Below are 12656 nucleotides of genomic sequence, written 5' to 3'. Positions count from 1 at the left end.
AGCGATATGCTTCGTTCCTTTTGTTTCAGATGATTCCGCGGCCATATCTGTTAATGATGGCACGTTCATCTACGAATTGGACGAACCGTCGAGCCAAGCAACGGTCATCGGCCTCATGGATTCGATGGTCAAAAACATCCCTTCAACGATCCGCTATGAATCAAAGACATACAACGTGGTCGCCATCGGAGATAATGCGTTCCAGAATGAGAAACTCACTGGGAACATGAACACCGGAAGCGTCCGCACCATCGGAGCCGGCGCTTTCCAGGGGGCCGACATCACTGGGAACCTCAACATCTCCTCAGCTGTCACATCCATAGGCGACAGCGCATTCGAGAAAGCCGACATCACTGGGAACTTCAACATATCCAATGGTCTGAAAACCATCGGCAATTCGGCATTCAGAAGCTCGGAGATCACCGGGAACCTCAACCTCCCGTCCACCGTCCAATCGATAGGCGACTACGCTTTCGCCGAGACGGACTTCACAGGAAACCTCCGCCTCCCTTCGTCGCTGACCACCATCGGCAACTACGCCTTCTACAAATCCGAATTCACCGGTAACCTCAATCTCGGAGACCGGGTGACGTCCGTGGGCGACTACGCTTTCGCCGAGACCAAACTAACCGGTAACCTCAATCTCGGAGACTCCGTGAAGACCATCGGCGAAGGAGCCTTCAAGAACTGCGATTTCACGGGAAACATCGACATCCCCTCATCTGTCACCTCCATCGGCAGCCAGGCATTCACCTGCAGCTCCAGCATCTCGTCCATCACCATCAGCTCCTCCAGCACCGTGATCGATTCACAGACCTTCTCCAGCTTCGTGTTCTATGCGAGCGACGGCGTGACGATCCTCAGCCAGACATCCTCCAACCTCTGCGGACACACATTCGTCAAAGTGAATGGCAAGATGGTAATGCAGGATGGGGGGACTATTGACCCAACTCCCGATCCCGACCCCTCTGTGAAATACACGATTACAATCTATTCTGACACCCCCGGTTGGGGTGAGATCGATGGTGCCGGAACATATTTGTCCGGCAGCAAAGTGACGATCTCCGCCTCCCCGAACGACGGATACTCCTTCGTCGGATGGAGTGACAGAGTCACTTCGAGCCACAGGACGATAACCGTGTCCGGAGATGCCACCTTCGTCGCGATCTTCGAGCCGAATAACATCGTGGAACCTGCCGGCAGCGGAGCAGAGTACCCCTATACGACGATCGGAATGCTGATGTGGATGCTCGGAGGCCTGCTGCTGGTCGTCTTCGTCCTGCTGTACATCAGACATAACAGAATTTCAAAGAGGGGATTGTGAATGTACTGTCCGAACTGTGGCACCAACAATGAGGAAGGCGCCAGATTCTGCATATCATGTGGTTACGATTTCAAGAACGTCAACGCCCACGGCGACACCGCCCACAGAACGGAGCCGGAGGCCAGCCCTGCCAGCCCTGAACCGAGTCCCTCCGCAGAGAGCCATTCCGCAGGCTCTACCAAGCCCAAGAAGGGTCGCAACCCATACACAATCGGCATCGTGATCGCGATAGTCCTGATTGTCGTTGGATTTTTCGTGGTGTCAATTCCCGGCGACAGCCCGGCTGAAGAGAAGGACTACGCACTTGTGACGTTCACGGTCTACAACGATCAGAACCAGACGCTGAACATCACCCTGGAGGGCGGGGGCGTCACATACTTCGAGCCTGTGGATCTGAAAGAGGACAATTTCCAGTACGGTCTAAACTTCTACATCGTAGAGCTCGATGGCGAAAGCGATGTCATCACCTTCACCGCCACCGGAGTGGGATTGTCGACAGGGACCACCTACACCGATAGCGAGACGCTGACCTTGCATTCCGGAGAGCAGTACAGGGTCGTACTGCACCTCTGACCCATCAAACAACCTTGGGATGTGCAGAGTACACAGTTCGCGTGCGACCGCCTCACGCGCGCGTGAGGCGGGAGCGCAGAACCATATCGACCGAAAGTGTGTAGAAGCGGGGTTTCGTTTCGTCAGTTGGTCAATACAATGAAACGCAACCCCAAGAAGCATAACTGGAAACTGAGAAAATAACAAACGGTCGCTGTATAGAACAGGAAGTTCGTGTTCGCAAAGGACGAGATGAGTCCAAAGCGAATAAATCTGATAGTCCGAAGAACAGAATAACAAGCGAGAGACACGATCGAGCAGTGCTTTTGCACTGCGAGAACGTGTCTCTCGCTAAACCATCGCATCTCCGGAGATAGCTCACGCTGACAGGATGCTGTCGACGATGGGGATTCAGGCGAAGACCTTCGGTCTGTCGCCTGGAATCCACATGCGGTCGAAGTCGGAACCGAGGTCGGCAAGGAAGACATCCATCGGTTTGCGATGTTTCTGAGGATGACGACAGCGTTCTGCGATGCCAAGACGCCCGATCATATTTGCAAAAGTGGTCAGACCGAGGAGAATTTGCCCTTCGTGGACCATCTCTTGTTGATCTTCTCGATATCGGACTCCGAACAGGAATCCGGACGGCGGGTGATGTCCATGACCTCCTGCAGCTGGTCATTGAGCTCGAAGTTGGAACCGGACAGACGGTTCAGGAAACCGAATCCGCTCTGTGACGACCTGATGATCCCCAACGCATTGGCTGCGAGCTCATGGAGGGCCTTGGGATCCTTGATCACGGCCAGGGAGGACGATGTCAGATTCGTGCAGGCCATGGATATCTGTTCCTGTGCCCATGACCTGTACGTGGACAATGCGGCCTCGCATCTCGAGGTGACGTTGGCTATCAGCGAGGTGCCCGCCATCTGCTCGGGGAACTTGGAATACAGAGCGGTCTCGACATCGGACGACCTGGCGACCCTGATGAACGCCAGATCCTCGTCGCATGCTATGATGATCCCATCCTTCACGGACTCGGCCATCTGATCGAAATCACGCTCGAAATCGGTCATCCCTCCGAGACGGACAGCCTTGACCCATGACTGAAAGCATTCCTTGAAGTTGCCTTCCAGAGCGGCCGCGTGCCCTCTGCAAAGCCATGCGCTCCCCTGTTCCGGATCCATCTGGAGGATGTCGTTGGACAGAGAACGCATCTCGAAGGCGTTGCCGCTCTCGATGGTGGGGGTCACGAGTTTCAGAAAACTCGCCAGACGTTCCGAGTTGTCCACCTTCACCACATGGGTGGTGACATCCGATAACATGATCTTGTGGCCACAATACATGCAGAAACCGAATTTGTTGGCATCATCAAGCACAATTTGCCCGCCGCAGTGTGGACAGCACAGATCGATTATCGACATCTGACAGACCCCTTCGATATAGAGACCTGAAGGGATGTGGAGCGCATATCTAACTTCCGACCGAACAAAACAGTTCAGGATCTGAAGACAAAGAGTCCTATTCTCCTGTGCCTCGTGCCCTTCAGGGGTACGCTTCGCGCGCATATCGGCCCGTCGGCGCCTTCTCTTCCTGAACTCTCTCGGCGCGCGCCGGTCACGTAAGCGCGTCTCCGCCAAGCCCCTCTCCGGGCACTAAGGCCCAGGAGAGAAAAAGAAATGGAGAACTGCGACAGCGAGATGCTGAACAGGGCCATGCGCAACGCTGGCATCAGAAACGGATTCGACGAGATACAGGCGGAGTTCTCCGCCTTCAGGGACTTCAAGCTGAAGTGGACCAGGTCCTACAAGTGGATCAGCTTCGAGGTCTCCGACTACCTCAGAAATGCACCGGAGAACGTGATCCAGAGCCTGGCGGAGACCGTCTTCGCAAGGATCAGAGGGGAGGACAGGACCGCCTACTCCGAGGAGGTCTGCGACTACCTCAACTCGAAGGAGTTCCTGGAGGAGAACCAGGGGATGTACCTGAAGAGGTTCAGGGGCATCAGCGAGACCGCACGCGGGGAGAGTGTCGACCTGCTGGACTGCTACAGGAGGCTCGCCGAGAGAGGGCTGGTCGAATACGACCCAGACCTCGTCATCAGATGGAGCAGCGTCGGGGACAGGAGCCGGAAGTTCGGAAGGTCCAGCGTCCTGATGAGGACGATCGTCATGAACCCGGCGCTGGACTCGGAGGACGTTCCGGAAGAGGCTCTGGACTACGCCCTGTACTCCCAGATCTGCCACGTGAACCTGGGATTCGGACCCACAAGGGAGGACGACGCCGAAAGATACGAGGAGATGCTCGACAAGTATCCAGGCAGGGTGCAGGCGGAGACGGAGCTCAGGAGACTGGGCGTGAATCTTTGATAAAAAGGGGGCAAACGCCCCCTGACTTACAAAATCATAATCTGAACAAACGCCAATATTATTGTTCTATCATTGTTATACTGGCCCCATGGCAGACAGGCTCGAGATGCAGACAAAGGACATCACAGAAATCAACATCCAGAAAATCGCAGAGATCTTCCCCTCATGCGTAACCGAGACGAAAACGGATGGTGGGAAGACCAGACTGGCTGTTGACTTCGAGAGCCTCAAGCGTCAGCTCTCGGATGCTGTCATCCCGGAAGGAAAGGAGAGGTATATCATCTCGTGGCCGGGAAAATCGGAGGCTCAGCGTCTAGCTAACAGTCCGACGACACTGACGCTCAGACCCTGCCTCGATGAGCACTCTAAGTTTGCCGACACCAGAAACATCTACATCGAGGGAGACAACCTGGATGCTCTCAAACTCTTAAGGGAAACGTATCTTGGGAAGGTGAAAATGATCTACATCGATCCCCCCTACAACACAGGGAATGATTTCCTCTATGATGACAAGTTCGAATCGACCGAGGAGGAATACAGCCAGATCAGCGGGGATTACGATGATTCCGGACGTCGGATGGTCATCAACTCCGGGAGCAATGGGAAATATCATACCGACTGGCTGAACATGATCTACCCTCGCCTGATTCTGGCGAAGGATTTCTTGACAGATGATGGTGCGATATTCATCAGCATAGATGACAATGAGCAGGCCAATCTGAAACGTGTATGCGATGAGATCTTCGGAGAGCGCAATTTCGTTACGACATTCACATGGGCTGCGGGTCGTAAGAACGATTCGAAACTTGTATCGGTGTCTCACGAGTACATTCTGTGTTATGTCCGTTCCATGGATTACCTGAAGGAAAACGCTGTCAAATGGCGTGAGAGGAAACAGGGTCTAGACGACATCTACGCCGAGTATGATGCTCTGAGAAAGAAGTACGGCTCAGATGATGCTGCTGTAGAGAAAGAGCTGAAAAGGTGGTATAAATCGCTAGGTGCCAATGATCCTGCAAAGAATCATAAACATTACAACAGCGTAGACAAGAGAGGCATTTACTTTGCTGACAATATCTCATGGCCAGGCGGAGGCGGCCCCAAATACGAAGTCTTACACCCAATAACAGGCAAACCTGTCAAAATACCATCAAGAGGATGGTTGTATTCAGAAAAACGCCTTAAAGAATTAATCGCAGACGACAGAATTGTATTTGGCGATGATGAAAAATCCGTCCCCTGTGTTAAAAGCTACCTCAAAGAACACGAATTGTCTGCACCCTATAGTGTGTTCTACAAGGATGGTCGCGCTGCGACGAAAAGACTTAGAGATCTGATGGGGAAGGACGTGTTCCAGAATCCGAAGGACGAGGAGATCATCCAGTCCCTGATACAATTCTGCACCGACAAGGATTCCATAATCATGGATTTCTTCTCTGGATCGGCGACGACAGCCCATTCGGTATTCCTTCAGAACAAAGCCGATGGAGGAAACCGTACGTTCATATTGGTCCAGATTCCCGAGCCCCTGGAGAATGTTAAAGGCACTTCCGAAGCTTCAAAGACAATCTACAACAATGCCATAGAACTTCTCGGAGACAGACCCCACAACATTTGCGAGATCGGAAAGGAACGCATAAGGCGTGCGGGTAAGCAACTGACAGGACAACAGACTCTTGATGACAATGAACTGGATGTCGGATTCCGCGTGTTCAAGGTCGACTCGTCTAACATGAACGATGTGTTCTACGATCCGACGGCCACCAAGAAGGAGATTCTTGATTACGCTGCGGAGAACATCAAATCCGACCGCAGCGGGCAGGACCTTCTGGTTCAGGTTATGCTAGAGCTCGGTATCGAACTGTCCGCCGACATCCAGGAAGAGAAGGTTGCGGGCAAGACGGTGTTCTCAGTCGATGGAGACTACCTCATCGCATGCTTCGACTCGGATGTGGATGATGGCCTTGTCACGGAGATTGCCAAACGTCAGCCCAGGTACGCGGTGTTCAGGGACAGCTCCATGTCGTCCGATTCGGTCGCGATAAACTTCGGTGAGATCTTCAAGACGTTCAGTCCCAACACGCAGACCAAGGTGCTCTGAGGTGGGAACATGGAGTTCACCTTCAAGACACTCCCGTATCAGACAGAGGCTGTCGAGAGCATAGTCCGTGTGTTCGAAGGCCAGGAGTTCAGCGATGGTATCCGGCACAGACACGACATGGGTACGAGGAAGGACACCCAGGCCACCTTCGACGAGGAATCTGGTGTCCCTCTGACCGAGGTCGGACTCGCCTATCGCAACAACGATCTGACGATCGCACCGGAACGGATCCTGAAGAACATCCAGACCGTCCAGAAGGACAACGGCATCCCCATATCGGAAGAGATCGTCGACCCGCTCGGAGCGGTGACACTCGACGTCGAGATGGAGACTGGTACAGGTAAGACGTACGTCTACACCAAGACGATGTTCGAGCTCAACAAGAGGTACGGATGGAACAAGTTCATCATCGTGGTCCCCAGTATCGCCATCCGCGAGGGGGTCTACAAGAGCATCCAGACCACCGAGTCCCATTTCATGGAGCAGTATGGGAAGAAGCTCCGTGCTTTCATCTACAGCTCTTCCGATCTCTACAAGATAGACGAGTTTTCCCAGAGCTCCGGAATCAACGTGATGATCATCAACTCCCAGGCCTTCGCGGCGTCGTTCAAGGAGGATGGGAAGAACGAGCAGAGCAGGATCATCTATTCCGTGAGGGACGAGTTCCAGTCGAGACGTCCCATAGACATCATCGCCGCCAACAGGCCGGTCCTCATCCTGGATGAGCCCCAGAAGCTCGGAAAGGACGACAGCAAGACGCAGAAGGCTCTTCGCAAGCACTTCAACGCCCTGTTCTCGATGAACTTCTCCGCCACGCATGTGACCCATCACAACCAGGTCTATTCCCTTGATGCCCTCGATGCGTACAACCAGAAACTCGTGAAGAAGATACGCGTGAAGGGCGTGAGGATCAACCACCTGTCGGGGTCCGAGAGGTACATCTATCTGGAAGGGATCGATGCCGGGAAGACAGCACCCACTGCGAGGATGGAGATCTTCGTGAGCCATTCCGCCGGGATCCGCAACGAGACCCATGTCTTCCGCCAACAGGACAACCTGTATGAGACATCCAATCACATCGAATCTTACAAGGGCCTGTTCATCACGGACATCGATGGTCTCGCGAACACGGTCACCCTGAGCGATGGCACTGTCCTCTATGCGGGAGAGGCTGTCGGCGACATCACCGAATCCGGGAAACGTCGCATCCAGATCAGGGAGACCATCCTATCGCACTTGGACCAGGAGAGCAAGCTGTTCTCCAAGGGTATCAAGGTCCTCTCCCTGTTCTTCATCGACGAGGTCGCCAAGTACCGTCAGTACGATGACGACGGAAACGAGAGGCTGGGCGAATACGGGGAGATGTTCGAACAGGAGTTCAGGTCCATCATCGCCGAACGCGGGAAGTTCTACGACCCGGACTACATCGAGTACCTCACAAACACCGACGTCTCGAGGATCCACTCAGGTTACTTCAGCATCGACAAGAAGGGCCGTGCCATCGACAGCGAGGTCAAGAGGGGACAGGAGGGTTCCCAGGACGTCAGCGCCTATGACCTGATCCTGAAGAACAAGGAGCTGTTGCTCAGCCAGAGCAATCCCGTCCGCTTCATCTTCTCTCACTCCGCCCTGTCCGAGGGATGGGACAATCCCAACGTGTTCCAGATATGCGCCCTCAAGCACTCCGACAGCACCACTCGCAGGAGGCAGGAGGTCGGCCGCGGTATGCGCATCTGCGTGAACCAGAAGGGGGACAGACAGGATTCCGAAGCGCTTGGTCCACTGTTCCACGATGTGAACTCCTTGACTGTCGTCGCCGATGAGGAATACGAGACGTTCGTCAAGGGGCTGCAGGAGGAGACCGTCCTGGACATCCGTCACCGTGCGGTGCCGATAACCGCCGAGTTCCTCAAGGGCAAGAAGATCCTCGCAGAGGAAGGCGAGATCACCATCGAGACCATGGAAGCCAAGGTGCTCTACAGGTACCTTTCAGGCAACTGGTACATCGATTACGACGACATGCCGACGGACAAGCTCAAGGAGGATCTCCATGCGAACAAGCTCCAGCCGCTTCCGCAGGAGATCGCCAAACTCGCTCCGGGAATCAGGCAGTTCCTCAAGAGGGTCGCAGAGCCTCAGACGGTGCGCGACATAACGGAGGACGGACGCAAGCCCAAGATCAAGTCCAACAGTCTGAACAAGAACTTCCAGAGGAAGGAGTTCATCGAGCTGTGGAACGAGATCAACCACATGTATCACTACAAGGTTTCCTTCGACAGCCAGGAGCTGATCCGGAAATCCGTCGTCAGCATAAACTCCAAGCTGAACGTGTCTGGAATTTCGTACACGGTCACCACCGGTTCCCAGAAATCCGAGATCAGCTACGAGGAAGCGGTTGAGAAGGATGGTTTCAGCAAAGCCACCACATCCAGCGGCGAAGTGGGTGCATCCTCCTATGTGGGGGTGAAGTACGATCTCGTAGGGAAGGTGGCGTCGAAGACCGGACTCACCCGCAGGACCGTGGCGACGATCCTCAAGGAGATAGAGAACTCGAAGTTCGACATGTTCAAGGTCAACCCAGAGGAGTTCATCGAGAAGGTCTCCAGATTAATCAACGAGGAGAAGTCCACAGTCATCGTGGATCACATCGAGTACGATATGACAGAAGGGAAGTTCGACAACAGCATCTTCACGATGAACCGTCCGGAAGGGGATTTCGACAAGGCGTACGAGACCAAGAAGAACATCCAGGACTACATATTCACTGACAGCCAAGTGGAGAGGAGGTTCGCCGAGGATCTGGATGGAGCCGAGGAGGTCATCGTGTACTCCAAGCTGCCTGACGGGAAGGGCGGGTTCTACATCCCCACCCCGATGGGGGAGTACACACCTGATTGGGCGATCGCCTTCGACAAGGACAAAGTCCGCCACATCTTCTTCGTGGCCGAGACCAAGGGCTCCATGTCATCCATGGACCTGTCAAAGATCGAGGAGAACAAGATCAAGTGCGCCAAGAAGCTGTTCGAGGGAACAGGCATCAAGGTCGACTTCGGGACAGTGAACAGCTACGCCAACCTCTTGGATCTCGTGAGAGGGGAATGATCGGATGGAGAACATCGACAACATCAACTACACGCTGGCCGAGGACCTGAAGAAGACGGTCACCAAGGGCAGCAAGGTCTCGATCGCGTCGGCATGTTTCTCCATCTACGCTTTCGAAGAGCTGAAAAGGGAGCTGAAGGGCGTCGAATCGCTTCGCTTCATCTTCACCTCGCCCACATTCCTCGAGGAGAAGGCGCCCCGTGAGAAGAAGGAGTTCTACATTCCGAGACTGTCCAGAGAGCGCAGCGTCTACGGAACAGAGTTCGAGGTGAAGCTCCGTAACGGGTTGACCCAGAAGGCATTGGCCAGGGAATGCGCCGACTGGATCCGCAGGAAATGCGAGTTCAGGTCGAACGTCAGCTACCGTCCCATGGACTCGATGCTGAACGTCGAATCCGGCGATTCCAGGACGTCGTACCGTCCGGTCAGCGAGTTCACGACCGTCGGGATCGGCAGCGAGAAAGGCGACAGCATCAGCATGTACACCACGAAACTCGCCGATGACGAGACCCTGCCGATGTTCCGTCTGTTCGATCAGATCTGGAACAACCCCGACCTTCTCAGGGATGTGAAGGAGGACATCGTGGACAAGCTCACCGAAGCGTACGATGAGAATCCTCCGGGGTTCATCTACTTCGTCACCCTGTACAACATATTCAAGGAGTTCCTGGAGGACATCTCCGGAGACAACCTCCCCAACGAGAGCATCAGGTTCCGCGATTCGGTGATCTGGAACTCCCTGTACTCCTTCCAGAAGGATGCGGTGCTCGGGATCATCAACAAACTGGAGACATTCAACGGATGCATCCTGGCCGACAGCGTCGGACTCGGAAAGACCTACACCGCCCTGGGCGTGATCAAGTACTACGAGTCGAGGAACAAGAACGTCCTCGTCCTATGTCCAAAGAAGCTGTCCGAGAACTGGAACACCTACCGTTCTGAATACAGGAACAACCCCCTGATCAAGGACAAGTTCCAGTACAAGGTGCTGTACCACACGGACCTCTCCAGAAGAAGCGGGTACTCCAACGGCATCAACCTGAAGCAGTTCTACTGGGAGAACTTCGACCTGGTCGTGATCGATGAGTCGCATAACTTCCGCAACGGGGGGAGGACGGATGTCGATGACGAGACCAGCGTCAACCGTTACAGCCGCCTTCTCAATGAGGTCATCAGGCCGGGCACCCAGACGAAGGTGCTGATGCTGTCTGCCACGCCTGTGAACAACAGGTTCTACGACCTCTACAACCAGCTGATGATCGCCTACGAAGGCGAGCCGAGCCTGATGCAGGACAACCTCGATGTCAGCCGCCCGCTGGATGCGATATTCAGGGATGCCCAGAAGGCCTTCAACAGGTGGAGCTCCCTTGAACCCGAGGAACGCACCACGGAAAATCTGCTGCACTGTCTCGACTTCGACTTCTTCCAGGTCCTGGACAGCGTGACCATCGCACGTTCCAGGAAGCACATCGAGAAGTACTACGGCATGGACGAGGTCGGGAAGTTCCCGCAGCGTCTGAAACCGATCAACCTGGACCCGGGCATCACGGATGATGACCTGGGCGTGACCTTCGAGAGCATCAACGCCTCCTTGCAGAGGTTGAACCTGGAGGTGTATGTCCCGACGGATTTCATCCTCCCCAGCAAGCAGTACAAGTACGGTATCGACAGGTCGACCATCGACCGTTCCGGACGCGAGCAGGGGATCAGGAGGCTCACCGCCATCAACCTCCTCAAACGTCTGGAGAGTTCCATCTACTCGTTCCGGAAGACCGTGGACAAGGTCCTCGCCAGGATCGAGAAGACACTGTCCAACATAGAGAAGTTCGAGAACGGTGAGAAGACCGTCAAGGTGAGCGAGGACCTGTCGGAGTTCGAAGAGGACGATGAGGTCTATGCGATCGAGCACGACATCAAGATCAGCCTGGAGGACATGGACTACATCCAGTGGAAGCACTATCTGGAGAACGACCGTGCTGTCCTCAGAGAACTGTCGGAATCGGTCGCCCGCATCACACCGACGAACGACAAGAAGCTCGCCACGCTCAAGAGATGCATCCTGGACAAGATCGACAACCCCATAAACCCGGGTAACAGGAAGGTCCTGATCTTCACGACCTTCAGCGACACCGCCGACTACCTCTACGAGAACATATCCAAGGAGTTCAAGGAGAGATACGGACTCAACACCGCCGAGATCACGGGAACGGTGGACGGTAGGAACACCCTGAAGGAGATCAAGGGGGATTTCAACGACACCCTGACATGGTTCTCCCCGATATCGAAGCGCAGGGACCTGGTGGACAAGAATGCCAAGGAAGAACTCGACATCCTGATCGGAACGGACTGCATATCGGAGGGTCAGAACCTCCAGGACTGCGACTTCTGTATCAACTACGACATCCACTGGAATCCCGTCCGTATCATCCAGAGATTCGGGCGTATCGACCGTATCGGCAGCAGGAACGACCGTATACAGCTGGTCAACTTCTGGCCGGACGTGGACCTGGACACGTACATCGACCTCCGCGGGAGGGTGGAGTCCCGTATGAAGGCGTCCGTCCTCACATCCACTGGGGACGACAACGTCCTGGACACCAATGAGAAGGGTGACCTGGAATACAGGAAGAACCAGCTCCAGCGTCTGAAGGATGAGGTCGTCGACATCGAGGACATGCAATCCGGAGTCTCGATAATGGATCTCGGGCTAAACGAGTTCAGAGTAGACCTTCTGGACTACACCCGTACCGCGGGACTGCTGGACGGCACCCCCTACGGGCTCCAGGCCGTCGTCCCATCGTCCGAGGAAATGCCACCTGGGGTCATGTTCGTCCTGTTGAACCGCGTGGACAACATCAACCGCGACAAGAAGAACCGCCTGCATCCGTTCTACATGGTCTACATATCGAATGCAGGCGATGTGGTCTGCGACCATCTGGATCCGAAGAGGTTCCTCGACCTCATGAGATATGCCTGCAAGGGGAAAAGCAAGCCATACGCGGATCTATGCAGATCGTTCAACGAGGAGACCGATGACGGACGCAACATGTCCGAGATCTCGAAGCTTCTGACGAGATCGATCGACTCCATCGTGGATCAGAAGGAACAATCGGAACTGGACGACTTCCTGAACGGCAAGGATAGTTTCACCACCGTGAAATCCAACGGCATGGACGATTTCGAACTCGTGTGCTTCCTGGTGGTGAGGTGA

The 12656-nt window shown here is 54.6% G+C and carries 7 protein-coding genes; 6 read left to right on the top strand and 1 reads right to left on the bottom strand.

Translation table 11 applies throughout. The features are described from left to right. The first annotated feature begins 226 nt into the window (after positions 1 to 226). Both JS82_02420 and JS82_02415 read left to right on the top strand, forming a co-directional pair. Positions 227 to 1324 (top strand): leucine-rich repeat protein, encoded by a 1098-nt coding sequence (locus JS82_02420; GenBank protein QHK17039.1) that lies wholly within the window; start codon positions 227 to 229, stop codon positions 1322 to 1324. Then, positions 1325 to 1897: a zinc-ribbon domain-containing protein gene (locus tag JS82_02415; GenBank protein QHK17038.1), complete on the top strand. Its 573-nt coding sequence runs from the start codon at positions 1325 to 1327 to the stop codon at positions 1895 to 1897. It begins immediately after the preceding gene. Between the two features lie 545 nt (positions 1898 to 2442). On the opposite strand, the gene JS82_02410 is transcribed toward JS82_02415, so the two are convergent. Beyond that, on the bottom strand, positions 2443 to 3297 hold the full coding sequence (locus JS82_02410) for a hypothetical protein (protein QHK17037.1): 855 nt from the start codon (positions 3295 to 3297) through the stop codon (positions 2443 to 2445). Positions 3298 to 3552: 255 nt separating this feature from the next. On the opposite strand from JS82_02410, the gene JS82_02405 reads away from it, so the two are divergent. From JS82_02405 to JS82_02390, 4 genes are all read left to right on the top strand, one after another. Further along, complete coding sequence (locus tag JS82_02405; GenBank protein ID QHK17036.1) at positions 3553 to 4242, top strand: hypothetical protein; 690 nt, start codon at positions 3553 to 3555, stop codon at positions 4240 to 4242. 88 nt (positions 4243 to 4330) lie between these two features. Then, positions 4331 to 6343 (top strand): site-specific DNA-methyltransferase, encoded by a 2013-nt coding sequence (locus tag JS82_02400; GenBank protein ID QHK17035.1) that lies wholly within the window; start codon positions 4331 to 4333, stop codon positions 6341 to 6343. Between the two features lie 9 nt (positions 6344 to 6352). Further along, entirely contained in the window at positions 6353 to 9445 is a 3093-nt protein-coding gene (locus JS82_02395) for a DEAD/DEAH box helicase family protein (GenBank protein QHK17034.1), read from the top strand. Between the two features lie 4 nt (positions 9446 to 9449). Continuing rightward, complete coding sequence (locus JS82_02390) at positions 9450 to 12656, top strand: DEAD/DEAH box helicase family protein (GenBank protein QHK17033.1); 3207 nt, start codon at positions 9450 to 9452, stop codon at positions 12654 to 12656.

This window comes from Methanomassiliicoccaceae archaeon DOK (assembly GCA_009911715.1).
Taxonomy (GTDB): domain Archaea; phylum Thermoplasmatota; class Thermoplasmata; order Methanomassiliicoccales; family Methanomethylophilaceae; genus Methanoprimaticola.
Note: the sequence above shows the minus strand (reverse complement) of the source record. Positions and strands in the feature narration are given on the sequence as shown.

Coding starts and splice junctions, on each gene's coding strand:
- JS82_02420 (QHK17039.1), top strand. CDS start 227: ATGAACACCGGAAGCGTCCGCACCATCGGAGCCGGCGCTTTCCAGGGG.
- JS82_02415 (QHK17038.1), top strand. CDS start 1,325: ATGTACTGTCCGAACTGTGGCACCAACAATGAGGAAGGCGCCAGATTC.
- JS82_02410 (QHK17037.1), bottom strand. CDS start 3,297: ATGTCGATAATCGATCTGTGCTGTCCACACTGCGGCGGGCAAATTGTG.
- JS82_02405 (QHK17036.1), top strand. CDS start 3,553: ATGGAGAACTGCGACAGCGAGATGCTGAACAGGGCCATGCGCAACGCT.
- JS82_02400 (QHK17035.1), top strand. CDS start 4,331: ATGGCAGACAGGCTCGAGATGCAGACAAAGGACATCACAGAAATCAAC.
- JS82_02395 (QHK17034.1), top strand. CDS start 6,353: ATGGAGTTCACCTTCAAGACACTCCCGTATCAGACAGAGGCTGTCGAG.
- JS82_02390 (QHK17033.1), top strand. CDS start 9,450: ATGGAGAACATCGACAACATCAACTACACGCTGGCCGAGGACCTGAAG.